The sequence below is a fragment of the Streptomyces sp. NPDC002958 genome (assembly GCF_055563255.1).
The window spans coordinates 200,632-225,684 of sequence record NZ_JBVHDS010000006.1 but is presented as its reverse complement, the minus strand read 5'-3'; the positions used below and the strand labels follow the sequence as shown (position 1 = coordinate 225,684).

At 68.8% G+C, this 25,053-nt stretch carries 21 protein-coding genes and 1 pseudogene; 18 read left to right on the top strand and 4 right to left on the bottom strand.

Annotated features, from left to right (window positions below):
* Positions 1 to 325 precede the first annotated feature (325 nt).
* The 3 genes from ACZ3IC_RS13795 to ACZ3IC_RS13785 all read left to right on the top strand — a co-directional run bounded on the left by ACZ3IC_RS13795 (position 326) and on the right by ACZ3IC_RS13785 (position 4,040).
* On the top strand, positions 326 to 2,107 hold the full coding sequence (locus ACZ3IC_RS13795) for a serine/threonine-protein kinase (RefSeq protein WP_467415773.1): 1,782 nt from the start codon (positions 326 to 328) through the stop codon (positions 2,105 to 2,107).
* A gap of 72 nt (positions 2,108 to 2,179) precedes the next feature.
* Complete coding sequence (gene mqnC, locus ACZ3IC_RS13790; protein WP_467415772.1) at positions 2,180 to 3,379, top strand: cyclic dehypoxanthinyl futalosine synthase; 1,200 nt, start codon at positions 2,180 to 2,182, stop codon at positions 3,377 to 3,379.
* 7 nt (positions 3,380 to 3,386) lie between these two features.
* Positions 3,387 to 4,040: an imidazolonepropionase-like domain-containing protein gene (locus ACZ3IC_RS13785; protein ID WP_467415771.1), complete on the top strand. Its 654-nt coding sequence runs from the start codon at positions 3,387 to 3,389 to the stop codon at positions 4,038 to 4,040.
* Positions 4,041 to 4,103: 63 nt separating this feature from the next.
* Here ACZ3IC_RS13785 and ACZ3IC_RS13780 read toward each other — a convergent pair whose 3' ends face one another.
* Together ACZ3IC_RS13780 and ACZ3IC_RS13775 are read right to left on the bottom strand one after the other, a co-directional pair.
* A complete protein-coding gene (locus tag ACZ3IC_RS13780) occupies positions 4,104 to 4,940 on the bottom strand; it encodes a DUF3152 domain-containing protein (RefSeq protein ID WP_467415768.1) in 837 nt (278 codons plus the stop codon).
* A gap of 550 nt (positions 4,941 to 5,490) precedes the next feature.
* A pseudogene (locus tag ACZ3IC_RS13775) lies at positions 5,491 to 5,808 on the bottom strand (sigma factor); the annotation flags it as partial.
* Between the two features lie 146 nt (positions 5,809 to 5,954).
* On the opposite strand from ACZ3IC_RS13775, the gene ACZ3IC_RS13770 reads away from it, so the two are divergent.
* Positions 5,955 to 6,662, top strand: coding sequence for a demethylmenaquinone methyltransferase (locus ACZ3IC_RS13770; protein ID WP_467415767.1), 708 nt, complete (start codon positions 5,955 to 5,957; stop codon positions 6,660 to 6,662).
* A 57-nt stretch (positions 6,663 to 6,719) separates the two neighbouring features.
* Here ACZ3IC_RS13770 and ACZ3IC_RS13765 read toward each other — a convergent pair whose 3' ends face one another.
* Entirely contained in the window at positions 6,720 to 7,250 is a 531-nt protein-coding gene (locus ACZ3IC_RS13765; RefSeq protein WP_467415765.1) for a GNAT family N-acetyltransferase, read from the bottom strand.
* A 96-nt stretch (positions 7,251 to 7,346) separates the two neighbouring features.
* Between ACZ3IC_RS13765 and ACZ3IC_RS13760 the strand changes: the two genes are divergently transcribed.
* A complete protein-coding gene (locus ACZ3IC_RS13760; protein ID WP_467415763.1) occupies positions 7,347 to 8,630 on the top strand; it encodes a geranylgeranyl reductase family protein in 1,284 nt (427 codons plus the stop codon).
* 287 nt (positions 8,631 to 8,917) lie between these two features.
* On the top strand, positions 8,918 to 10,402 hold the full coding sequence (locus tag ACZ3IC_RS13755) for a peptidoglycan D,D-transpeptidase FtsI family protein (RefSeq protein WP_467415760.1): 1,485 nt from the start codon (positions 8,918 to 8,920) through the stop codon (positions 10,400 to 10,402).
* Between the two features lie 326 nt (positions 10,403 to 10,728).
* Here ACZ3IC_RS13755 and ACZ3IC_RS13750 read toward each other — a convergent pair whose 3' ends face one another.
* On the bottom strand, positions 10,729 to 11,574 hold the full coding sequence (locus tag ACZ3IC_RS13750) for a C40 family peptidase (RefSeq protein WP_467415759.1): 846 nt from the start codon (positions 11,572 to 11,574) through the stop codon (positions 10,729 to 10,731).
* Positions 11,575 to 12,331: 757 nt separating this feature from the next.
* Here ACZ3IC_RS13750 and ACZ3IC_RS13745 point away from each other — a divergent pair.
* Genes ACZ3IC_RS13745 through nuoL form a run of 12 tightly spaced genes read left to right on the top strand, consistent with a single transcriptional unit; the run spans position 12,332 to position 25,052 of the window.
* The gene (locus ACZ3IC_RS13745; RefSeq protein ID WP_003992243.1) at positions 12,332 to 12,691 is read left to right on the top strand and encodes an NADH-quinone oxidoreductase subunit A; all 360 of its coding nucleotides are present in this window, start codon (positions 12,332 to 12,334) and stop codon (positions 12,689 to 12,691) included.
* 18 nt (positions 12,692 to 12,709) lie between these two features.
* The gene (locus tag ACZ3IC_RS13740) at positions 12,710 to 13,264 is read left to right on the top strand and encodes a NuoB/complex I 20 kDa subunit family protein (RefSeq protein WP_467415756.1); all 555 of its coding nucleotides are present in this window, start codon (positions 12,710 to 12,712) and stop codon (positions 13,262 to 13,264) included.
* Positions 13,261 to 13,986: an NADH-quinone oxidoreductase subunit C gene (locus ACZ3IC_RS13735; protein ID WP_467415755.1), complete on the top strand. Its 726-nt coding sequence runs from the start codon at positions 13,261 to 13,263 to the stop codon at positions 13,984 to 13,986. The genes ACZ3IC_RS13740 and ACZ3IC_RS13735 overlap by 4 nt, the downstream gene beginning before the upstream one ends.
* Positions 13,986 to 15,308 carry an NADH-quinone oxidoreductase subunit D gene (locus tag ACZ3IC_RS13730; protein ID WP_467415753.1) on the top strand — a complete coding sequence of 441 codons (1,323 nt, stop codon included), beginning with the start codon at positions 13,986 to 13,988 and terminating at the stop codon, positions 15,306 to 15,308. Before ACZ3IC_RS13735 ends, ACZ3IC_RS13730 begins: the two co-directional genes overlap by 1 nt.
* 29 nt (positions 15,309 to 15,337) lie before the next feature.
* Entirely contained in the window at positions 15,338 to 16,123 is a 786-nt protein-coding gene (gene nuoE / locus ACZ3IC_RS13725; protein ID WP_467416086.1) for an NADH-quinone oxidoreductase subunit NuoE, read from the top strand.
* Entirely contained in the window at positions 16,120 to 17,499 is a 1,380-nt protein-coding gene (nuoF, locus tag ACZ3IC_RS13720) for an NADH-quinone oxidoreductase subunit NuoF (RefSeq protein WP_467415750.1), read from the top strand. Before nuoE ends, nuoF begins: the two co-directional genes overlap by 4 nt.
* Positions 17,496 to 20,003, top strand: coding sequence for an NADH-quinone oxidoreductase subunit G (locus ACZ3IC_RS13715; protein WP_467415748.1), 2,508 nt, complete (start codon positions 17,496 to 17,498; stop codon positions 20,001 to 20,003). Before nuoF ends, ACZ3IC_RS13715 begins: the two co-directional genes overlap by 4 nt.
* A complete protein-coding gene (nuoH, locus tag ACZ3IC_RS13710) occupies positions 20,000 to 21,403 on the top strand; it encodes an NADH-quinone oxidoreductase subunit NuoH (protein ID WP_467415747.1) in 1,404 nt (467 codons plus the stop codon). Before ACZ3IC_RS13715 ends, nuoH begins: the two co-directional genes overlap by 4 nt.
* On the top strand, positions 21,396 to 22,022 hold the full coding sequence (gene nuoI / locus ACZ3IC_RS13705; RefSeq protein WP_467415744.1) for an NADH-quinone oxidoreductase subunit NuoI: 627 nt from the start codon (positions 21,396 to 21,398) through the stop codon (positions 22,020 to 22,022). Before nuoH ends, nuoI begins: the two co-directional genes overlap by 8 nt.
* The gene (locus ACZ3IC_RS13700; RefSeq protein ID WP_467415743.1) at positions 22,019 to 22,846 is read left to right on the top strand and encodes an NADH-quinone oxidoreductase subunit J; all 828 of its coding nucleotides are present in this window, start codon (positions 22,019 to 22,021) and stop codon (positions 22,844 to 22,846) included. Before nuoI ends, ACZ3IC_RS13700 begins: the two co-directional genes overlap by 4 nt.
* On the top strand, positions 22,843 to 23,142 hold the full coding sequence (nuoK, locus tag ACZ3IC_RS13695; protein ID WP_093543641.1) for an NADH-quinone oxidoreductase subunit NuoK: 300 nt from the start codon (positions 22,843 to 22,845) through the stop codon (positions 23,140 to 23,142). Before ACZ3IC_RS13700 ends, nuoK begins: the two co-directional genes overlap by 4 nt.
* A gap of 14 nt (positions 23,143 to 23,156) precedes the next feature.
* Entirely contained in the window at positions 23,157 to 25,052 is a 1,896-nt protein-coding gene (nuoL, locus tag ACZ3IC_RS13690) for an NADH-quinone oxidoreductase subunit L (protein ID WP_467415739.1), read from the top strand.
* Position 25,053: the final 1 nt, after the last annotated feature.

Sequence of the window (25,053 nt, the reverse complement as noted above, 5' to 3'; positions counted from 1 at the left end):
TGTGGGAATGGCCCGGGATATAGGTGAATCCTGTACCTCCGGGCCGGATATCTCTTCCCGCCCCTTCTCGCGTCCCTCTCTTCCGGCCCGGCTATCGATTCAGGTTAATTCGCGTTGAATAGTCGATTCTGGGTGGCATCCGGGGAGAGTCCCGGTCGTGTACCGGAATCGCTCGGGTGAACGACGCATTCACGCCTTTTGTTGTGTCGAAAGCCGTTGTTCGTTCCCTTAGGGGCGAAATCGGCGGATGGTTTCCTCTGTGACCCGATGACCTTCGCCCCTAGGCTTCGGTCGGAGGTCCGGCCGGTCCACAGGGGGAGTCCATATGCAGCCGCTGGAAGCCGGCGAACCGCTGACCATCGGTGCCTACCGATTGCTCGGCAGGCTCGGTGCGGGCGGCATGGGCCGGGTCTATCTGGGGCGCAGCGCGGGCGGACGTACCGTCGCGGTCAAGGTCGTGCACCCCCACTTCGCTCTCGACGAGCAGTTCCGGGCCCGCTTCCGGCGGGAGGTGGACGCGGCGCGGCGGATCGGTGCGCAGTGGACGGCACCCGTCCTGGACGCCGACCCGGATGCTCCGATTCCGTGGGTCGCCACCGGCTATGTGGCCGGGCCCCCGCTGTCCGCCGCGGTCGCCGAGCACGGGCCGCTGCCCGAGTACGCGGTACGGACGCTGGGCGCCGGGCTCGGGGAGGCGCTGGCCGCGGTGCACGAGCAGGGCCTCATCCACCGTGATGTGAAGCCGTCCAACGTACTGCTCGCCCTCGACGGTCCCCGGCTGATCGACTTCGGGATCGCCCACGCCATCGGTGCCACCGCCTCGCTCACCTCCACCGGGGTCTCGGTCGGCTCACCCGGCTACATGGCACCGGAGCAGATCCGGGGCGTGGACATCTCGGGCGCGGTCGATGTCTTCTCGCTCGGCGCGGTGCTCGCGTACGCGGCGACCGGTATGGCCCCCTTCCTCGGTGACTCCTCCGCCGTGCTGCTCTACAAGGTGGTGCACGAGGAGCCCGAGCTGGGGGAGCTGGAGGGGGAGCTGCGGGACGTCGTCGCCGGGTGCCTGGCGAAGGACCCGGAGGACCGGCCGACGCCCATGGAGCTGGCCCGGCAGCTGGCGCCGGGCGGTGCGGCCGCTTTGGTGGCGACGGGCTGGCTGCCCGGACCACTGGTGCGCGAGGTCAGCCGGGCGGCGGTCGCGCTGCTGGACCTGGAGCCGCAGGACGCGCCGGTGCAGTCGGGGCCGGTGCCGTTCAGCAGCGCGGCGTGGGGCGCGAACGGCGTCGCGAACGGTGGGTGTGGTGCGGGCGGTGGGTTCGGCCCGCCGATCGAGCCGCCCCCGGCGCATGAGCCGACCCGGCCGCCTGCTTGGCCCGCGACCGCCGGTGTGGCCGAGTCGGCCGGGCCATCGGGGGCGTCGCGGCCTTCCGGGCTGTCGGGGCAACGTACGCCGGACCCCCGTTTCTCCGTCACCGTCAGCGCGGACTCCGGCCCGGCAGCTCCGGCTGCGTACCGTGGCCGGAGGCTGAGCTGCACCGTCGCCCTCGCCGTGGCGGGTGCCCTCGCCGCCGTGACCGTGGGCAGTGCATACCTCTTCGACCTGATGCCGGGCGGTGGCGGCAAGGACACCGCCGGGCACGGCGGTGTCGGCCACACCCCGCCGGCCGCCACATCCTCCGGGCCGCCGCCGCGGCCCTCGGACTCAAGTACGGGCGGCTCGGAGCAGATCACCGAGCTTCCGAAGGCGTTCATCGGCACGTGGAAGGGCCCGATCACCGAGAAGACCAGCGGGCAGCCGCACGGCACTCTCACCGCCGTGTTCGCCGCGGGGAAGAAGGGCACGGACGTGGTCCGGATGACCACGGAGGTCAGCGCTCTCGGACTGACCGTCCGCTGCAACAGCATCGCCAGCCTCTCGTCCGGCACCGACAAGGAACTGACGCTCCGGGAGCGCTCCGATCCGGACCGCCCCGGCGACCCGACCCTCTGCACCTCCACCACCAGCGACGTCCACTTCACGCACGCCGCCGACGGCACCCTCCGCTTCCGGTCCGAGGAGAGAGGCGCCGGACTTCCGTACGGCACGCTCACCCGGTCCGGCAACTGACCCCGACAGGGGCTGGCGTACGCTGAACCGGTCCGTAGATCCGTTGAAAAACCGCCGAAAGGTGACAGCCCGGTGACCGAGAAGGCCGACCTCCAGCCCATCCTCGACCGTGCCGCCGAGGGCGGTCGGATCACTCCGGAGGAGGCTCTCGACCTCTACCGGTCGGCGCCGCTGCACGCGCTGGGTGCGGCCGCCGACGCCGTACGCCGACGCCGTTACGCCGGTACGGAGCACATCGCGACGTACATCATCGAGCGCAACATCAACTACACGAACGTGTGTGTCACGGCGTGCAAGTTCTGCGCCTTCTACGCCGCGCCCAAGGACACCGACAAGGGCTGGTCCCGCGACCTCGACGACATCCTGCGCCGCTGCGCGGAGACTGTCGAACTCGGCGGTACGCAGATCATGTTCCAGGGCGGGCACCACCCGGACTACGGCGTCGAGTACTACGAGGAGCACTTCTCCGCCATCAAGAAGGCGTTCCCGCAGCTGGTCATCCACTCGCTCGGCGCCTCCGAGGTCGAGCACATGGCCCGGATCTCCGAGGTCTCCGTCGAGGAGGCCATCCAGCGCATCCACGCCGCCGGTCTCGACTCCTTCGCGGGGGCGGGTGCCGAACTGCTGCCGGCCCGGCCGCGCAAGGCGATCGCGCCGCTCAAGGAGTCCGGCGAGCGCTGGCTGGAGATCATGGAGATCGCCCACCGTCTCGGTGTCGAGTCCACCTCCACCATGCTGATGGGCACCGGCGAGACCAACGCCGAGCGCATCGAGCACCTGCGGATGATCCGTGACGTGCAGGACCGCACCGGCGGCTTCCGCGCCTTCATCCCGTACACGTATCAGCCCGAGAACAACAAGCTGAAGGGCCGGACGCAGGCCACGCTCTTCGAGTACCTGCGGATGATCGCCATCGCCCGGATCTTCCTCGACAACGTCGCCCACATCCAGGGCTCCTGGCTCACCACCGGCAAGGAGGTCGGCCAGCTTTCGCTGCACTACGGCGCCGACGACCTCGGCTCGATCATGCTGGAGGAGAACGTCGTCTCCTCCGCCGGTGCCAAGCACCGCTCCAACCGCCTGGAGATCATCGACCTGATCCGCAAGGCGGACCGCGTACCGGCGCAGCGCGCGACGACGTACGAGCACCTCGTTGTCCACGACGACCCGGCGAACGACCCGGTCGACGAGCGCGTCGTCTCGCACATCTCGTCCACCGCGATCGAAGGCGGAACGGCACACCCGGAGCTGAAGCTCCTCAACGCCAACTGAGGCCGCTTTGCTGACTGTTCATGCCGCGCCGCTGGTTCTTCCGGTCGGCGCGGCGCCCGTTGCGCAGGGTGCGGTGGCCGTGGAGGGCGACCGGATCGTCGCCCTCGGACCGTACGACGAGGTCGTGGCCGCCCACCCCACGGCCCGGGTCCGCACCTGGCCGGGCGTCATCACGCCGGGACTGCGGCAGTGGCACGGGCTGTGGCTGCTCACCCGCTGCTACCACCCCGACCCGCGCGAGGCGGACGCGCTCGGTGACCAGCCGCTGTGGGGCGAGGCGTTCGAGCGGCTGGTCGGTGAGATGGACGCGACGCGGCGGGCGGGCAGCGTACGGCGCGGGCTGCAGCAGATGCTGCGGTACGGCACGACGCACCTCGCGGGCCGCTTCCATGACCCGGCCGTCCGCACCGCCGTCGCCCGCTCGGGTATGACGGAGGTCTCGGCCGTCGGCGCCCCCGGCATCCTGGTCGGCGAACCGAGCCTGGACCCGTTCGTGGAGGGGTACGACCTGCCCGGTTCCGTGCACGGCCCGCTCACCGTCGGCTCCCGCGCCGACCTCGCCGTCTTCGACGTACCCGATGAGGCGGCGCTGTGCGTGGCGGGGGCGGGGCGGTGCGTGGCCACGGTGCTGGGCGGGCGGCTGGTGTACCGGCGGCGGTAGGTCCTCACGACCTCACCCACGAAACGCGTGCCCGGCGCCGGCATGGACAGGGCGTCTGCGCTGTCACGGGACGGACGGGCCCCGTAGGTACGTGCCTGCGGACGTGTACGGCCACGCGTTGGCGACGCATCCCTTCAGCCCGTCGATCTGCTGCATCATCGCGGGCGCAGGGCGTCCTGGCCCCGGGCAGGTCTCATGGCCGTGGCCCAGCCAGTGGCCGACCTCGTGGTTGATGATCAGCGCCCGGTAATCGGCCAGCGGGCCGTCGAACTGCGGCGACCCCTGCATCCACCGCCTCAGGTTCACCACGACCGTGGTGCCGACGCGGCAGTTGACCTCGCCGCGGGTGTTCAGCCCGTACGCCCCGCAGAGCCGGTCGACGGTGTCCGGCGTCGCGATCCGGATCACCAGACCGGCCGGGCCCGAGTCGACCTGCTGGAACGCGTCGTGCCCCGTGCGGGTCCAGCCGCGCGGGTCGGCGAGAACCCCGGAGACCGCGGCGGCGGCCGGACCGGGGGTCAGACCGCTGCCCCGCTCCACCTCGACGCGGTATTGGTGGACGGTGCCCGTGCCGTGGCTGCCGGTGCGCGCCGGGGCAGCGGTGACGAACGTGCCGGAGCCGTGCTCGGGCACGGACCCGGACGGGAGCCGGGAATCGCCCCCGGCGCCGGTATCGGCGTCGGGGGCGTCGGCCGAGGCGGAGGCGGAGGCGGAGGGGCGCGGACTGCCGGTCGTGGAACGGGAGCCGGGCCCGACGCCCGCTCCCGGGGACGACGACACCGCCACCCGGTCCGACGGTGTGCCCGTCGACGCCGACGCCCCTTCACCGCCACCCCACGGCCCCCACACCAACGCCCCGCAGAGCAGCAGCGCACCCGGCACCAGCACGGTGCCCGTCACCCGTATCCGGGTCTTCCGGCGGCGGGCCCGCCGGACCGCAGCACGACCGCGGCCACGGCCCCGCGCTCGGCGGCCCCGCGCCTCACCCACCATGGATGGTCTCCTGCTTCGGCTCCATCGGGAACGCTTCGGCGTAACGCACCAGGCTCAGGAAGCGGGCGTCCCGAGCGACGTGGAGCAGCTCTTCGGCGGTGACCGGCGCCGAGATCCTGGCGGAGGCGTCGTGTTCGGCCATGAGGACGACGGTGCTGTCCTTGAACGGGAATTCGACTTTGACGTTGACGATGTCCTTCCAGCCCTTCGAGCTCTCGGTCACGGTGACGACGCGGGCCACGATCCCGTCCCGCAGGGCCGCCTCCTCGCACCGGTGCGCCTTCTTCGGTTCGGATGGATCGGATTGGTACTTCTTCTTCGGGTCGACCGGGCAGGGCTTCTGCGGGCCACTGGTGGGGCGTACGGAGAAGGCGACGGGGAAGACGTGGCCCCCGGACCCGCCCTGGTACCGGCTGACGGCCAGGTCGACCGGGCGTACCGTGCCGAACGCCGGGGGCAGCAGCGTCACCGTCAACTCGGGGCCCACCGAGGGGGTCGGGGCATCGACATGGCTGTGGGCCAGGAAGTCGCGGAGCCGACGTCGGCGCTCGGCGAGATACGTCCGGGTGAGGACGGTGCGCGCATAGGCGGAGGGTTGATCGGCTGCGCTCGCCCGGCGCCAGTGCTGGAAGAGCTTGGCCAGTGTCGTCTGGGTCAGGTCGCGGGCGCCCTCCGTATCGCCGCACAGCAGATATGCGGTCCGGTACAGACGCCGTTGGTTCGCCCGGGCGAACTCCTCGAATTCGGTGGAGTCCCGGCTGCCGTTTGCGGTCATCTGTCCCCCTCTCCGGGATCTCGGTGGTCTCTCACCCCTGTACTGAGCGGTGTCGCGGCCAAAAGGTTGAAGACGAGTTCGGGAAGTTCCGGCGTGGGCGCACGACCGGCGCGAGGCGCCGCGGGCCGGGCTGCTTGAATGGGTGCGTGACCCGAGCTTCCCTGGACAAGCAGCCGCACGAAGTCGCCACGATGTTCGACGACGTGGCGGCGAACTACGACCTCACCAACGATGTGCTGTCGCTCGGCCAGGCCAGGCTGTGGCGCAAGGAGGTCGCGAAGGCGGTGCACGCCCGCCCCGCGGAGAAGGTCCTCGACCTGGCCGCGGGCACGGCGACGTCCTCGCTGCCCTTCGCCGCGACGGGCGCGTACGTCGTGCCCTGCGACTTCTCCCTCGGCATGCTGCGGGAGGGCAAGAAGCGCAACTCGTGGCTGCCCTTCACCGCGGGCGACGCCACCAGGCTCCCGTTCCGCGACGAGACCTTCGACGCGGTGACGATCTCCTTCGGGCTGCGCAACGTCCAGGACACGGATGCGGCGCTGCGCGAGCTGTACCGGGTGACCAAGCCGGGCGGCCGGGTGGTGATCTGCGAGTTCTCGCAGCCGACGTGGACGCCGTTCCGGACGGTCTACACCGAGTACCTGATGCGGGCGCTGCCGCCGGTCGCGCGCGCGGTGTCGTCCAACCCCGACGCGTACGTCTACCTCGCCGAGTCCATCCGTGCCTGGCCCGACCAGGCCGGGCTCGCGGCCAAGCTCCAGCGGGCCGGCTGGTCGAAGGTCGCCTGGCGCAACCTCACCGGCGGTGTGGTGGCGCTGCACCGGGGCGTACGTCCGTCGGCTCCCCGGCCCTAGGACCGGCTCCCTGGCCCTGAAGGACCAACTCCCTGGCCCTGAAGGACCTTCCCGTCGTCACGGGGCCAGTCCCAGCCGGAAGCAGAGCACTTCCTGACCCGACTGCGGCGTCGTGAAGCTCTCCGCCCGTTCCATCCCCAGCCGCCGGGCCACGGCGATCGACCGCTCGTTGCGCGCGTCGATCGTCCCCACCACCCGCTCCACCCCGGCCGCGCGCAGCCGTTCCAGCGTGAGGCGTGCGGCGGCGGTGGCGTAACCCCGGCCCCAGGCCGACCGGGCCAGCCGCCAGCCGATCTCGATCTCGCCCACCGGGCCGTACGCGGTCTGCGGCCAGGGCTGAGCGCCGGTGAAGCCGGCCGCCTCGCCGTCCTCGCCGATCACGGTCCAAAGGCAGTACCCCAGTTCCGCGTCGAGCCGGCGCTGGCGGGCGGTCCACTCCTCGTACATGGAGAGCTCCTCCGACGTACCGCCGAAGAACTCCATCACCTCGGGGTCGTCGAAGGCACGGTGCCAGGAGAGCGCGTCCTCGTCGGTCGGGACACGCAGCCGTATGGCAGGAGTGGCGGGAGGCACGGTCGACGTCGACATCGGGGAGCCCTTCGGAAAGTGATCAGCAGACCCCCATAGACTGCATGGGACAGGTGCCGCGCGGCACGCGATTTCGAGTCTTCGGGAGATCCGACCGTGACCGAGCCCCTCTCCGAACACAGCGCGGATGTGATCGTCGTCGGGGCAGGCCCGGCCGGCTCCACCACCGCGTACTACCTCGCCAAGGCCGGACTGGACGTCCTGCTCCTGGAGAAGACGGCCTTCCCTCGGGAGAAGGTCTGCGGCGACGGCCTCACCCCGCGCGCCACCAAGCAGCTCGTCTCCATGGGCATCGACATCTCCGAAGAGGCCGGCTGGCTGCGCAACAAGGGCCTGCGGATCATCGGCGGCGGCGTCCGCCTCCAGCTGGACTGGCCGGATCTCGCCTCGTACCCGGACTACGGACTGGTCCGCAAGCGCGACGACTTCGACGAGCAACTGGCCCGCCAGGCGCAGAAGGCGGGCGCGCGGCTTTACGAGCGCTGCAATGTCGGTGCCCCGATCGTCGACGACCGCACCGGCCGCATCACCGGCGTCAACGCGAAGCTCGGCGAGGAGAAGACCCCGGTCACCTTCCACGCCCCGCTCGTCGTCGCCGCCGACGGCAACTCCACCCGGCTGTCGCTCGCCATGGGCCTGCACCGCCGCGAGGACCGCCCGATGGGCGTGGCCGTGCGTACGTACTTCACCTCTCCCCGCCACGACGACGACTACCTGGAGTCCTGGCTGGAGCTGTGGGACCGCCGCGGCCCCCAGGACCGGCTGCTGCCCGGTTACGGCTGGATCTTCGGCATGGGCGACGGCACGTCCAATGTCGGCCTCGGCATCCTCAACTCCTCCTCCGCCTTCAAGGAGCTGGACTGGCGCGAGATCCTCAAGGCGTGGTGCGCGTCCATGCCGGAGGACTGGGGATACACCCCGGAGAACATGACGGGTCCGATCCGCGGCGCCGCCCTCCCGATGGCCTTCAACCGCCAGCCGCACTACACCAAGGGCCTGTTGCTCGTCGGTGACGCGGGCGGCATGGTCAACCCGTTCAACGGCGAAGGCATCGCGTACGCCATGGAGTCGGCCCAGATCGCCGCCGACGTCATCGTCCAGGCCCACGCCCGCGCGACCCCGGCCCAGCGCGAACTGGCGCTGACCAACTACCCGAAGGCGCTCAAGGAGACCTACGGCGGCTACTACACGATGGGCCGCGCCTTCGTGAAGCTGATCGGCAACCCGAAGGTCATGAAGATCGCCACCCAACGCGGTCTGACGCACCCGCTGCTGATGAAGTTCACGCTGAAGATGCTCGCCAACCTGACCGACCCGACGGGCGGCGACGCGATGGACCGCATCATCAACGGCCTCTCCAAGGTGGCCCCGAAGGCCTGAGCGGCCCCGGAACGGCCACAGCCGCGCTCAGTCGGTGAGCGCGGCCGTGACGATGCTCTTGATGTACGTATGCCCACGGAGGAACAGCCGTTGCTCCGTGGGTATGTTGCGCTGAGTGGGCGCTTGACGCCCGGTTCTGCGATCGGCGTATTGCGCGAGTTGCCGGCGATACGCGGTCCATGGGCAGGAGCAGCAGAGGTGCCTTGGCGCAAACCATGCAACCAAGTGGTCCGCAGGCGCATCTTCATTATTATTGATGATCGAATGGTCCGGGAAGCGGGAGAACGATGAACAGGCCCTTGCGGCACATAGCAGTCTTCTGTGGGCTGCTGGTGCTGGCGCTGCTGCTCCGGGCGAACTGGCTCCAATACTTCCAGAGTGATGCCCTCGCCACCCATGAGCACAACCGCCGTGTGAAGATCGCTCAGTTCGCCACCCCGCGCGGCGACATCATCGTCGGCGGCGAGTCGATCACCGGTTCGAAGGCGGTCTCCGGTACGGACTTCAAGTACCAGCGGAGTTTCAAGCAGGGCGCGATGTATGCCCCGGTCACGGGCTACGCCTCACAGGCACAGGGCATGTCCTTGCTGGAGAAGACGTACGACAGCGTGCTCAGCGGCCAGGACGACCGGTTCGCCTTCCGGCACGCCAAAGACATTCTCGCCGGCGAGCAGCGCCGTGGCGGAGATGTGATCACTACGATCGACCCGAAGGCACAGGAGGCGGGCTACAAGGGGCTGACCGACCTCGATGCCCGCGGCGCGGTCGTCGCCCTCGACCCGCGCACCGGAAAGGTCCTCGCGCTCGTCTCCACTCCTTCCTACGACCCATCCGTTTTCGCCGGGAACTCGTTCAAGGAGGGCGACAAGTTCCAGGCCCTCGTCGACGACAAGAGCAAGCCCCTGGCCAACCGAGCGCTGCGCGAGACCTTCCCGCCCGGCTCCACCTTCAAGATCCTCACGGCGGCCGCCGCTCTGGAGAATGGTGTGGTCACCGATGTCGACGCGGCGTCCGATGCCGTCTCTCCGTACCCCCTGCCGCTCTCCTCGAACAAGATCGGCAGCGAGGCCGGCGACGCTGTCTGCAACAAGGCGTCCATGAAGACCGCCATGCAGTACTCCTGCAACAACGTCTTCCTCGACGCGGCTTCCAAGGTCGGCGCGGACAAGATGCGCGAGACGGCGGAGAAGTTCGGCTTCAACGCCGATGTCTACTCCGACGAGTTCGGCGACATGCTTGCCACCAAGAGCCTCTACCCGGAGGAACTGGACAAGCCCGGGACCGCGCTGACGGGCATGGGCCAGGGCAGCCTCACCAGCACACCGATGCAGATGGCCATGGTGACCGCCGCCCTCGCCAACGACGGCAAGCTCATGCAGCCGTACATCGTCGACGAGCTGCGCGGCCCCGACCTGTCGACCTTGGAGAAGAACGAGCCGGAACTCAAGAGCCAGGCCGTCTCGCCGGAGACGGCGAAGAAGGTCCAGGAAATGATGGAATTCACCGCCAAGGAGGGCAGCGCCCAACGAGCCCTGATCGACGGCATCACTGTCGGCGGAAAAACCGGCACCGCACAGCGCGGCGTAAACGTGAACGACGAGGTGCCGTACGGCTGGTTCGTCTCGTACGGCAAGAAGTCCGACGGTGAGTCGGTGGCGGTCGCCGTCTTTATCGACCCGACGGACATGGACATCTCCCGCTCGGACATCTCGGGCGGACGGCTGGGCGCGCCGATCGCGAAGAGCGTGATGCAAGCAGTACTGGGAAGCTAGCCTGCGCGTTCCGCATGGGATCCCTCGGCCCCGCAGGCGCGACAGTGGTGCGTCCCTTGGTTGTGCCGGACGCGCAAGCGGTACTGGGAAGCTGGCCTTCGCGTTCCGCATGGGGTCCCTCGGCCCCGCAGGCGCGACAGTGGTACGTCCCTTGGTCGTGCCGGACGCCGCTTCGGGCGCGTCGGGTGCGGACCTGGCAGGGGCCGGAAACGGCGAAGGGCCGTCGCTCCCGAGCGGGGGAGTGACGGCCCTTCGCCGCGCGCCGAGAAGGCGCTTGTGAATCCGAGAACTCGCCGGACCCGGTGGACTCGGCGGATTCCGTGAAATCAGAGAACGCGGACCGCGCCCGACGGCGGGTCGTAGGCCAGCGGACGCTGCACCACACCGGTGCTGGAGTTCTGCGCACCGACGAACTCGCCGCCGCCCACATAGATCCCGACGTGGTACGCGCTGCCCGCGCCGCCCCAGTACAGGATGTCGCCCGGCTGGAGGTTGCTCAGGGAGACCTGGGTGCCCGCGGTGGACTGGGCCTGCGAGATGCGAGGCAGGTCGACGCCGACCGAACGGAACGCGGCCTGGACGAGGCCGGAGCAGTCCCACGAGTTGGGGCCGGTGCCACCGGACACGTATGCGTCGCCGACCTGGGCCTTCGCGAAGGCGATGACGGACGCGGCGGAGCCGGTCGCGCTCGACGACGAGGAGGAGGAGGAAGAGGCCGAGGCCGGGGCCACGGAGGCGTCGGAGCCGGAGGTCGTGCTGAGCGTCGTACGGGCCGTGGTGCGGGAAGCGCGCTCGGCGGCCTCCGCCTCCGCCTGGGCCTTGGCGGCCGCCTCCGCCTTCTCCTTGGCCTCAGCCTTGCGGACCGCCTCGGCCTTGGCCTTCTTGGCGGTCTTGGCCGCGGTGGTGGCTGCGGCGTCCTCCTGGGCCTGCGTCTCCAGGTCCTCGGCGACCTGCTGCGTGGCCTCAGCGGACGCGGCGACGGCGGTGGAGAGCTCGGCGGTGATGGTGGGCATCTCGATGGTCTGTGTCACCGGCTCGGCCTGGGCCGGAGCGGCAGCGCCTGCGACCGCGATGGTGCTGAGGACGCCACTGGCAACTCCGGCCCGCAGCGCCGTCTTCGGTGCGTTTCGGCGGGGCTTCCGGTGGCTGGGTATGTGAGCGGTGTGGGACATGAGTACTAGCGCTATCAGGCCCCGGGGCTCCCATCAAGAAACGTGTGTTGCGACACAGTTACGTACGGAATCTATGAATCCGCTTTCTGGCGGCCTTTATTGACGCCGTAACGGGCAAAGCGGGCATGCTCGATCACCGCTGTGATCACGGACTTTCGGCAATACGCCCGAATTGCCCGTCGCCTACCATCCGTTCACACCGATGGCCAAGCCCGCTTTTGTTGAAGGCTGAATGGAGTGACGCAGGTCACGGCGCAGCTGCGGTGTGAGCGCATGCGTGTGCCCGAGGGGCGAGGGGTCGCCGGGGCTCGGGGGTGGTCCGTTCATCCGGAAGATCGTGAATGTGTGCACGCGTCCACTTCGCTCCCTGGAGCCCCTCGCGCGGGTGAGCCCAGAATGGGGCAGATCCCCTTATCACTCTCAGGGCGTCCATTGCCAATTTGCCCGGGCGGGTATCTGATTGTTAGTGCAACATCTTCCTGACCAGCGCAGACAGCATCAGATGTCACGTCTCGTGATCACTCGGCCGCTTTGCGTACGAAGATCACCGCTCAGATGGCTTCGTAACCCTTCGCCGGGTGGTGGAGATCACAAACTCGTTGTCGTATCCCGTGTCGCAGATCACAGGATGGCGGGCATAGGATGCGGGGCAGTCGGGCTTGTGAACTGCCTCACATGTACACGATCTTGGTGGGGTGGCGAGCCGAATCGCCCGATGCGGTCCAACGGTCAAGGACGACTGGAAGGAGCGAGGAGCGTGAATGCCTACGCGCCCATCCTCGTGCTCGGCGCCCTCGGGGCAGGGTTTGCGATCTTCTCCGTGGTCATGGCCACGCTTATCGGCCCAAAGCGGTACAACCGAGCAAAGCTCGAAGCGTACGAGTGCGGTATCGAACCCACCCCCACTCCAGCCGGAGGCGGCCGCTTCCCCATCAAGTACTACCTGACGGCGATGCTCTTCATCGTCTTCGACATCGAGATCGTCTTCCTCTATCCCTGGGCGGTCACCTTCGACGCCCTGGGGATCTTCGGGCTCGTGGAGATGCTGCTCTTCGTGCTCACCGTCTTCGTCGCCTATGCGTATGTATGGCGTCGCGGCGGCCTGGAATGGGACTGAGGGGCTGAGGGGCACACCATGGGACTCGAAGAGAAGCTGCCCAGCGGCTTCATGTTGACCACTGTCGAGCAGGCCGCCGGCTGGGTGCGGAAGTCCTCCGTCTTCCCTGCCACCTTCGGCCTCGCCTGCTGCGCCATCGAGATGATGACGACCGGAGCCGGGCGTTACGACCTGGCCCGTTTCGGGATGGAGGTCTTCCGCGGATCGCCGCGGCAGGCGGATCTGATGATCGTGGCAGGGCGGGTCAGCCAGAAGATGGCGCCCGTCCTGCGGCAGGTCTACGACCAGATGCCCAACCCCAAGTGGGTCATCTCCATGGGGGTTTGCGCATCATCGGGCGGAATGTTCAACAATTACGCCATTGTTCAGGGTGTTGATCACATTGTCCCGGTTGATATCTACTTGCCGGGCTGCCCGCCGCGGCCCGAGATGCTGATGGACGCGATCCTCAAGCTCCACCAGAAGATCCAGAGCTCCAAGCTCGGGGTCAACGCGGAGGAGGTCGCCCGCGAGGCGGAGGCCGCGGCGCTCAAGGCGCTGCCCCTGATCGAGATGAAGGGGCTCCTGCGGTGAGTGAGAACCGGAACCACGACGAGCAGAGCAACAACGGCGTGCCCGCACCGCGCGACGAGACCGGCGAGGTCATCGGCGTACGCAAGGGCATGTTCGGCGCCAACAATGGCGGCGACACCTCCGGCTACGGCGGCCTCGTCCGCACGGTGGCCCTGCCGGGCGCCACGTCCCGCCCGTACGGCGGCTGGTTCGACGAAGTGGCCGACGAGCTCGAAGGGGCCCTGGAGGAACAGGACCTGCTTCCCGCCAACGCCATCGAGAAGACCGTCGTCGACCGCGGCGAACTCACCTTCCACATCGCCCGCGAACACCTCGTCCGGGTCGCACAGACCCTGCGCGACGACCCGGCGCTGCGCTTCGAGCTCTGCACGGGGGTGAGCGGTGTCCACTTCCTCGGCGACAAGGGCCGTGAGCTGCACGCCGTCTACCACCTGCGCTCGATCACGCACGGCCGGCTGATCCGCCTGGAGGTGTCGGCCCCGGACAGCGATCCGCACATCCCGTCCCTTGTCACGGTCTACCCGACCAACGACTGGCACGAGCGCGAGACCTACGACTTCTTCGGGCTCATCTTCGACGGGCACCCCGCCCTCACCCGGATCATGATGCCGGACGACTGGCAGGGCTTCCCGCAGCGCAAGGACTATCCGCTCGGCGGCATCGCCGTCGAGTACAAGGGCGCCCAGATCCCGGCTCCGGACCAGCGGAGGTCGTACTCCTGATGTCTACTCCCCATGCAACGCCCCGGGCGACGACCGAGGGGACTGTATATACAGTCACCGGCGGAGACTGGGACGAGGTCGTCGAGTCCGCGGTCAAGTCCGACGACGAGCGCATCATCGTCAACATGGGCCCCCAGCACCCGTCCACGCACGGGGTGCTGCGGCTGATCCTGGAGATCGACGGCGAGACCGTCACCGAGGCCCGCTGCGGCATCGGCTACCTCCACACCGGCATCGAGAAGAACCTCGAATTCCGGAACTGGACCCAGGGCACCACCTTCGTGACGCGCATGGACTATCTGACGCCGTTCTTCAACGAGGCGGCGTACTGCCTGGGTGTCGAGAAGCTCCTCGGCATCGAGGACCAGATCCCCGACCGGGCCAGCATCCTGCGCGTGCTCCTGATGGAGCTCAACCGGATCTCCTCGCACCTGGTGTGCATCGCCACCGGCGGCATGGAGCTCGGCGCCACCACGATCATGATCTACGGCTTCCGGGATCGTGAACTCGTTCTCGATCTCTTCGAGCTGATCACCGGCCTGCGGATGAACCACGCGTTCATCCGGCCCGGCGGACTCGCCCAGGACCTGCCGCCCGGCGCGATCGACCAGCTCCGCGAGTTCGTGAAGACCATGAAGAAGAACCTGCCGGAGTACGACAAGCTCGCCACCGGCAACCCGATCTTCAAGGCCCGTATGCAGGACGTCGGCTATCTCGACCTGACCGGCTGCATGGCACTCGGCGCCACCGGCCCGATCCTGCGCTCCGCCGGACTCCCGCACGACCTGCGCAAGACGGACCCCTACTGCGGATACGAGAACTACGAGTTTGACGTCCCCACCGCCGACAGCTGCGACGCCTACGGCCGCTTCCTCATCCGGCTGGAGGAGATGCGCCAGTCGCTGCGGATCGTCGAGCAGTGCATCGACCGGCTCGCCCCCGGACCGGTGATGGTCGCCGACAAGAAGATCGCCTGGCCGGCGCAGCTCGCGCTCGGCCCGGACGGGCTCGGCAACTCGCTCGACCACATCAGGAAAATCATGGGCACCTCCATGGAGGCCCTGATCCACCACTTCAAGCTGGTGACCGAGGGCTTCCGCGTCCCGGCCGGACAGACGTACACCGCCGTCGAGTCGCCCAAGGGCGAGCTCGGCGTCCATGTCGTATCGGACGGCGGCACCCGCCCCTACCGGGTCCACTTCCGCGACCCGTCCTTCACCAATCTGCAGGCCATGGCGGCGATGTGCGAGGGCGGCCAGGTCGCCGACGTCATCGTCGCCGTCGCGTCCATCGACCCCGTGATGGGAGGCGTCGACCGGTGACCGAAGCACGTCAGGAAGTCAGTCTGGGGATGCCGCAGCTCCCCGCCCCCGCCTACCCGGCCGAGGTGCGCGCCAGGCTCGAAGCGGATGCGAAGGAGGTGATCGCCCGCTACCCCGGCAGCCGCTCCGCGCTCCTGCCGCTGCTGCACCTGGTGCAGTCCGAGGAAGGGTACGTCTCGCGTACGGGCATGGCGTTCTGTGCCGAGCTGCTCGGCCTCACCACCGCCGAGGTCACCGCGGTCGCCACCTTCTACACGATGTACCGGCGCAGGCCGAGCGGCGACTACCAGGTCGGCGTCTGCACCAACACCCTGTGCGCGGTCATGGGCGGCGACGCCATCTTCGACCGGCTCAAGGAGCACCTCGGCGTCGGCGACGACGGGCCCGATATGACAACTGAGGACGGCAAGGTCACTCTCGAACACATCGAGTGCAACGCGGCCTGCGACTTCGCTCCCGTGGTGATGGTCAACTGGGAGTTCTTCGACAACCAGACGCCCGAGAGTGCGACACGCCTGGTCGACGACCTGATCGCCGGGCGCACCGTCGAACCCACTCGCGGCGCCCCCCTGTGCTCGTACAAGGAGACGTCCCGGATCCTCGCCGGCTTCCCCGACGAGCGCCCCGGTGCCGTCGAGGCGTCCGGCGGCGCGGGCCCCGCCTCGCTGATCGGCCTCCGGCTGGCGAAGGGCGAGGAACCGCACCCGAGGGTCGTCTCCCCGCGCGGCGAGTCGGCGCGCGGCGACTCCGTACCTCCCGATGCCCCGCAGGATCCGGACCACCTGGCCGGCCCGACAGTCGAGGAGGGAGAGTGATGACGTTGGCAACCGAAATCAACGACAACGGAGGCGGCGGCGGGGAAAGCCCCGAGAAGCTGCTCGCCCCCGTCCTCTCCGCCTTCTGGGACGAGCCGGAATCCTGGACCCTGGAGACCTACCGGCGGCACGAGGGATACGAGGGGCTGCGCAAGGCCCTCGCCATGTCGCCGGACGACCTCATCGCGTACGTCAAGGACTCCGGTCTGCGCGGCCGCGGCGGCGCGGGCTTCCCCACCGGGATGAAGTGGCAGTTCATCCCGCAGGGCGACGGCAAGCCGCACTACCTGGTGGTCAACGCCGACGAATCGGAGCCCGGGACCTGCAAGGACATCCCGCTCCTCTTCGCCAACCCGCACAGCCTCATCGAGGGCATCGTGATCGCCTGCTACGCGATCCGTTCCTCGCATGCGTTCATCTATCTGCGGGGTGAAGTCGTCCCCGTGCTGCGGCGGTTGCACGAGGCCGTGCGCGAGGCGTACGAGGCGGGCTTCCTCGGGACGAACATCCTGGGCTCGGGGCTCGACCTGGAACTCACCGTGCACGCGGGCGCGGGCGCGTACATCTGTGGTGAGGAGACCGCGCTGCTCGACTCGCTCGAAGGGCGACGCGGCCAGCCCCGGCTGCGACCTCCCTTCCCCGCGGTCGCCGGTCTGTACGCCTGCCCCACTGTGGTGAACAACGTCGAGTCCATCGCCTCGGTTCCCGCGATCCTGAACCGGGGCAAGGAATGGTTCAAGTCGATGGGCAGCGAGAAGTCCCCGGGCTTCACGCTGTATTCGCTCAGCGGGCATGTCGCCGGACCCGGCCAGTACGAGGCCCCCCTCGGCATCACGCTGCGCCAGCTGCTCGACATGAGCGGCGGCATGCGCCCCGGGCACCGGCTGAAGTTCTGGACCCCGGGCGGCTCCTCGACCCCGATGTTCACCGACGAGCACCTCGATGTGCCGCTCGACTACGAGGGCGTCGGCGCCGCCGGTTCCATGCTCGGCACCAAGGCGCTCCAGTGCTTCGACGAGACGACCTGTGTCGTGCGGGCCGTCACCCGCTGGACCGAGTTCTACGCCCATGAGTCCTGCGGCAAGTGCACACCGTGCCGCGAAGGCACCTACTGGCTCGTCCAGCTGCTGCGCGATATCGAGGCGGGCAAGGGGCAGATGGCCGATCTCGACAAGCTGAACGACATCGCCGACAACATCAACGGCAAGTCCTTCTGTGCCCTCGGCGACGGCGCGGCCTCGCCGATCTTCTCCTCGCTGAAGTACTTCCGCGAGGAGTACGAGCAGCACATCACGGGCAGGGGCTGCCCCTTCGATCCCGCCAGGTCCACTGCCTGGGCCGACGACAAGAACGCTCACCAGGGGGTGAACGCATGACAGTCACCACGAGTGCGCCCTCCGGGGGCGGCGAGGCGGCCCTTCCGCCCGAGGACCTCGTCACGCTGACGATCGACGGCATCGAGATCAGCGTGCCCAAGGGCACCTTGGTCATCCGGGCCGCCGAACTCCTCGGCATCGAGATCCCGCGCTTCTGCGACCACCCGCTCCTCGACCCGGTCGGCGCCTGCCGCCAGTGCATCGTCGAGGTCGAGGGCCAGCGCAAGCCGATGGCGTCCTGCACCATCACCTGCACCGACGGCATGGTGGTGAGGTCGCAGCTGACCTCACCCGTCGCCGAGAAGGCGCAGAAGGGTGTGATGGAGCTGCTGCTCATCAACCACCCGCTGGACTGCCCGGTCTGCGACAAGGGCGGCGAGTGCCCGCTGCAGAACCAGGCGATGTCGCACGGCGGCGCCGACTCCCGCTTCGACGGCAAGAAGCGCACGTTCGAGAAGCCCGTACCGATCTCCACCCAGGTGCTGCTGGACCGTGAGCGGTGCGTGCTCTGCGCGCGCTGCACCCGGTTCTCCAACCAGGTGGCGGGCGACCCGATGATCGAGCTGCTGGAACGCGGTGCGCTCCAGCAGGTCGGTACGGGTGAGGGCGACCCGTTCGAGTCGTACTTCTCCGGGAACACCATCCAGATCTGCCCGGTCGGGGCGCTGACCTCGGCGGCGTACCGGTTCCGCTCCCGGCCCTTCGACCTGGTGTCGTCGCCGTCGGTGTGCGAGCACTGCGCGGGCGGCTGCGCGACCCGTACCGACCACCGGCGCGGCAAGGTCATGCGGCGGCTCGCCGCCAACGACCCCGAGGTCAATGAGGAGTGGGTCTGCGACAAGGGCCGCTTCGGTTTCCGTTACGCGCAACAGCGTGACCGGCTCACCACTCCGCTGGTACGCAACGCCGACGGGGTCCTGGAACCGGCGAGCTGGCCCGAGGCGCTGGCCGCAGCGGCCGCCGGTCTCCTGGACGCACGCGGCAGGACGGGTGTCCTCACGGGCGGCCGGCTGACCGTCGAGGACGCGTACGCGTACAGCAAGTTCGCCCGGGTCGCTCTGGACACGAACGACGTCGACTTCCGGGCCCGGGTGCACAGCAGCGAGGAGGCCGACTTCCTGGCCGCCCGCGTGGCCGGGCGTGGCCGGGACCTGGACGGCACGGGTGTCACGTACACCTCGCTGGAGAAGGCGCCGACGGTGCTGCTGGTCGGGTTCGAGTCGGAGGAGGAGGCGCCCGGCGTCTTCCTGCGGCTGCGCAAGGCGAACCGTAAGCACGGACAGCGCACGTTCGCCGTCGCCTCGCACGCCACGCGCGGCCTCACGAAGGCGGGCGGCACGCTGCTTCCCGCCGCCCCCGGCACCGAGACCGAGTGGCTGGACGCCATCGCGGGCGGCGTCGGACTCGACGGCGACGGAGCCGCGGCGGCCGAGGCGCTGCGCGGCGGGGGCGCCGTGATCGTGGTGGGCGAGCGACTCGCCGCGGTGCCGGGCGGGCTGACCGTCGCGGTACGGACCGCCACCGCGACCGGGGCCACGCTGGTGTGGATTCCGCGGCGGGCCGGCGAGCGCGGCGCGGTGGAGGCGGGCGCGCTTCCGTCGCTGCTGCCCGGCGGCCGTCCGGCGACCGACCCGCGGGCCAGGGACGAGGTGGCGGCCTTCTGGGGCGTCGCCGAGCTCCCGTCCCGCTTCGGCCGCGACACCGGCCAGATCGTGGAGGCCGCGGCCACCGGCGAACTGGGCGCACTGGTCGTCGCCGGGGTCGAGACCGTGGACCTGCCGGACCCGGCACGGGCCCTGGAGGCGCTGGACCGGGTCGGCTTCCTGGTCTCGCTGGAGCTGCGGCCCAGCGAGGTGACCGAGCGGGCCGATGTGGTCTTCCCGGTCGCCGCGGTGGCCGAGAAGTCCGGCACCTTCCTCAACTGGGAGGGCAGGGCGCGGATGTTCGAGGCGGCGCTGAAGCCCGAGCAGATGCCTCGGACACTCGCGCCGACCGATGCGCGGGTGCTGCACATGCTGGCCGACGCGCTGGACGTCCGGCTCGCGCTGCCGGATCTGAAGTCCGTACGCCGTGAGCTGGACCGGCTCGGCGGCTGGACCGGTACGCACGCCACCGACCCGAACGAGTCGGCGCGGCCGCTGCCCAGGCCCGGCGACGGCGAGGCGGTGCTCGCGGGCCACCGGATGCTGCTCGACCTGGGCCGGCTCCAGGAGGGCGACGACGCGCTGGCCGGTACCCGGCACGCCTCGGTCGCCCGGCTCTCCGCCGCCACCGCCGCCGAGACGGGCGTGAAGGACGGCGATCTGCTGGCCGTCACCGGCCCGGCGGGCAGCGTCGAACTCCCGTTGAAGGTCACCGACATGCCGGACCGGGTGGTCTGGGTGCCGTTGAACTCCGTCGGGCGGGGCGTCCCGGCCGACACCGGCGCCCGGCCCGGCGGCCTGGTCCGGATCGGCCCCGCCGCACCGGGCACTCCCGACATCACACCGGAGGTGGGGGCGTGACTGCCTTCGCTCAACTGGCCGCGGCACCGCACGGTGCCGTACTCGCCGCCGAGGATCTGTCGATGTTCGGCACCGACCCGTGGTGGCTCGTCGTCATCAAGGCGGTGTTCTGCTTCGCGTTCCTGATGGTGACCGTGCTCTTCTCCATCGTGTGGGAACGCAAGGTCGTCGCCTGGATGCAGCTGCGCATCGGCCCCAACCGGCACGGCCCCTGGGGCATGCTCCAGTCGCTCGCCGACGGCATCAAACTGATGCTGAAGGAAGACGTCGTCGTCAAGCGCGCCGACAAGGTCGTGTATGTGCTCGCGCCGATCGTCGCCGCCGTACCGGCGTTCATGGCGATCGCGGTGATCCCGTTCGGCCCGTCCGGCAACGAGGTCTCGATCTTCGGGCACCGTACGGCGATGCAGCTCACCGACCTGCCGATCGCGATGCTCTACATCCTCGCGATCGCCTCGGTCGGGATCTACGGCATCGTGCTGGCGGGCTGGTCGTCAGGATCGACGTACCCACTGCTCGGCGGGCTGCGCTCGTGCGCGCAGATGATCAGTTACGAGATCGCGATGGGCGCCGCGTTCGCCTCGGTCTTCCTCTACTCCGGGTCGATGTCGACCTCGAAGATCGTGGAGGCGCAGCAGGACCGCTGGTTCATCATCCTGCTGCCGGTCTCCTTCATCATCTACATCGTCACGATGGTCGGTGAGACCAACCGGGCGCCGTTCGACATGCCGGAGTCCGAGGGCGACCTGGTCGGCGGCTTCAACACCGAGTACTCGTCGATCAAGTTCGCGATGTTCATGCTCGCCGAGTACGTCAACATGGTCACCGTCTCCGCGGTCTCCGCGACCCTGTTCCTGGGCGGCTGGCGGGCTCCGTGGCCGATCAGCACCTTCTGGGAGGGCGCGAACCACGGCTGGTGGCCGATGCTCTGGTTCGTCCTCAAGGTCCAGCTGCTGCTGTTCTTCTTCATCTGGCTGCGTGGCACGCTGCCCCGGGTCCGCTACGACCAGCTGATGAAGCTCGGCTGGAAGGTCCTGATCCCGGTCTCCGTGGTCTGGCTGATGCTGGTCGCGACGGTGCGGGCGCTGCGCAACGAGGGCTACGACTTCTCGAAGATCGTGCTGTACGTGGCCGGGGCCGTGATCGCGATCCTGCTGATCTCCTTCGTCGCCGACATCTTCCGCGACAAGAAGGGCCGGGCCGCCGAGGCGGAAGCGGGACCGGGGCCGGCATTCGACCCGATGGCGGGCGGATTCCCGGTGCCGCCGCTGCCCGGACAGACCCTGCCGCCGGTGCCGCGCCGCAGGCCACGGGGCGAGCGCAAGCTCGTTGTCAGTGGCGGGTCGGATACTCAGAGTGACGACAGTTCGAGTGACGGAAAGGAGGCTGACGGTGTCTGAGTCATCAGAGCCCTCGGGCGAGAAGTTCCAGAACCCTGTCGCCGGCTTCGGCGTGACCTTCAAGGCCATGTTCAAGAAACGGCTGACCGAGCAGTATCCGGAAACACAGAAGGTGACGGCGCCGCGCTTCCACGGCCGGCATCAGCTCAACCGTCACCCGGACGGTCTGGAGAAGTGCATCGGCTGCGAGCTGTGCGCCTGGGCCTGTCCGGCGGACGCGATCTATGTGGAGGGCGCGGACAACACCGACGAGGAGCGCTACTCCCCGGGTGAGCGCTACGGCCGCGTCTACCAGATCAACTACGCGCGCTGCATTTTCTGCGGACTGTGCATCGAGGCGTGCCCGACCCGGGCGCTGACGATGACCAATGAGTTCGAGCTCGCCAACACCACCCGCGAGAGTCTCATCTACACCAAGGACGAGCTGCTCGCGGGCCTGGAGGAGGGCATGGTCGACACCCCGCACGCGATCTACCCCGGGATGGACGAGCAGGACTACTACCGGGGCCTTGTCACCGAGGCCGCGCCCGGTACGGAGCGTCAGATCGCGGTCTCCAAGGGCGAGTCCAAGCAGAACGACGGGCACGGAAGCGGCTCGTCGCAGGAGGTGGACGCATGACCGGCCTGGCCGCAGCGGCCTCCCAGACCTCGACGGGCGAGGCCTTCCAGTTCTGGTTGCTGGGCACTGTCGCCGTGATCGGCGCGCTGTCCACCGTACTGATGAAGAAGGCCGTGCACAGCGCGCTGAGCCTCGCCGCGACCATGATCGTCCTGGCGATTTTCTACCTCGTCAACGGCGCCTACTTCCTGGGCGTCGTCCAGATCGTCGTCTACACCGGCGCGATCATGATGCTTTTCCTCTTCGTGGTCATGCTCGTCGGCGTCACGGCGGCCGACTCCCTGAAGGAGACCCTCAAGGGCCAGCGCTGGCTGGCCGCGGGCTGCGGGATCGGCTTCGGCATCCTGCTGATCGCGGGCATCGGCAACGCCTCGCTGAACAGCTTCAACGGGCTCGGCGCCGCCAACGCCGCGCACGGCGGAAACGTTGAGGGGCTGGCCAGTCTCATCTTCACCAAGTACGTCTTCGCGTTCGAGATCACCGGCGTCCTGCTGATCACGGCGACGGTCGGCGCGATGGTGCTCACCCACCGGGAGCGCACCGAGCGGGCCAGAACCCAACGGGAGTTGTCCGAGGAGCGCGTACGCGGCAAGCAACTGCCGCCGCTGCCCGCCCCCGGCGTCTACGCCCGGCACAACGCCGTGGACATCCCGGGTCTGCTCCCGGACGGCACGCCGTCCGAGCTCACCGTCATGCAGACGCTGCGGCAGCGCGGCCAGATCCGCGATGTGTCGAACGAGTCGCTGGCCGACCTCAAGGCGCTGGAACGGCGCTCCGAGGAGCGGCTCGGCCGTGACCGGGACGATGAGGAGGTCGCCAAGTGAATCCGGTCAACTACCTCTATCTCGCCGCTCTGCTGTTCACCATCGGTGCGGCGGGGGTGCTGATCAGGCGGAACGCGATCGTGGTGTTCATGTGCGTGGAGCTGATGCTCAACGCCTGCAACCTCGCGTTCGTGACCTTCTCCCGGATGCACGGCAATCTCGACGGACAGATCATCGCGTTCTTCACGATGGTCGTCGCCGCCGCCGAGGTCGTGGTCGGGCTCGCGATCATCGTGTCGGTGTTCCGTTCCCGCCACTCGGCCTCGGTCGACGACGCCAGCCTGATGAAGCTGTAAGGGGACGCTGAATCGTGGAGAACCTGATTGCGCTGCTCGTCGCGGCGCCTCTGCTCGGAGCCGCGGTCCTGCTCTGCGGCGGGCGACGGCTGGATCGCGCCGGACACTGGGTCGGCACCCTGCTCGCCGCTGTGTCGTTCGTCATCGGCGTCGTGCTCTTCCTGGACATGCTGGGGAAGGGCGCGGAGGACCGGGCGCTGCACCAGAAACTGTTCAGCTGGATTCCGGTCGAGGGCTTCCAGGCCGATGTGGCCTTCCAGCTCGACCAGCTGTCGATGACGTTCGTGCTGCTGATCACCGGTGTGGGCACCCTGATCCACATCTACTCGATCGGCTACATGGAGCATGACGAGCGCCGGCGCCGCTTCTTCGGCTATCTGAACCTGTTCCTCGCCGCGATGCTGATCCTGGTCATCGCCGACAACTACCTGCTGCTGTACGTCGGTTGGGAGGGCGTCGGTCTGGCGTCGTACCTGCTGATCGGCTTCTGGCAGCACAAGCCCAGCGCGGCCACCGCCGCCAAGAAGGCATTCCTGGTCAACCGGGTCGGCGACATGGGCCTGTCGATCGCGATCATGCTGATGTTCACCACGTTCGGCACGTTCGCCTTCGGTCCCGTCCTGGGGGCGACCGGGGAGACGAGCGAGGGCAAGCTGACGGCGATCGGTCTGCTGCTGCTCCTCGCGGCCTGCGGCAAGTCGGCCCAGGTGCCGCTGCAGTCCTGGCTCGGTGACGCGATGGAGGGCCCGACCCCGGTCTCGGCCCTCATCCACGCCGCGACCATGGTGACCGCGGGTGTCTACCTCATCGTCCGGTCCGGCGCGATCTTCAACGCCGCGCCGGACGCGCAACTGGCCGTCGTGGTCGTCGGTGCGGTCACGCTGCTCTTCGGTGCGATCGTCGGTTGCGCGAAGGACGACATCAAGAAGGCTCTCGCCGGGTCGACGATGTCGCAGATCGGCTACATGATCCTGGCCGCCGGGCTCGGCCCGATCGGCTATGTCTTCGCGATCATGCACCTGGTGACGCACGGCTTCTTCAAGGCCGGGCTCTTCCTCGGCGCCGGTTCGGTCATGCACGGCATGAACGACGAGGTCGACATGCGGAAGTTCGGCGGCCTCAGGAAGTACATGCCGGTCACCTTCATCACCTTCGGCCTCGGCTATCTGGCGATCATCGGCTTCCCCGGCCTGTCCGGCTTCTTCTCCAAGGACAAGATCATTGAGGCGGCCTTCGCCAAGGGCGGCACCGAGGGCTGGATCCTCGGCTCGGTGGCCCTGCTGGGCGCCGGGATCACCGCGTTCTACATGACGCGCGTGATGCTGCTGACGTTCTTCGGCGAGAAGCGCTGGCAGCCCGACGCCCAAGGGCACGAGTCGCATCCGCACGAGTCGCCGAAGTCGATGACCATCCCCATGATCGTCCTGGCGTTCGGGTCGGTCTTCGCCGGATTCCTCTTCTCCTACGGCGACCGCTTCCTGAACTGGCTGGAGCCGGTCACCGGACACAGCCACGGAAACGCGCCGGTCAGTGCCACGACCGTCACCGCCGCCACCATGGCGGTGCTCGCCGTCGGTGTCGCCATCGCCTGGGCGATGTACGGACGCAAGCCCGTGCCGGTTGTCGCCCCGCGCGGCTCGCTGCTCACCCGGGCCGCCCGCCGCGATCTCCTCCAGGACGACTTCAATCATGTGGTCCTGGTCCGCGGCGGCGAGCACCTGACCCGCTCCCTGGTGTACGTCGACCACACCCTGGTCGACGGCGTCGTCAACGGCACGGCCGCCTCGATGGGCGGGCTCTCCGGCCGGCTGCGCAAACTGCAGAACGGCTACGCCCGCTCCTACGCGGTCTCGATGTTCGGCGGTACGGCGGTTGTCATCGCCGCGACCCTGCTGATGAGGGCGGTCTGAT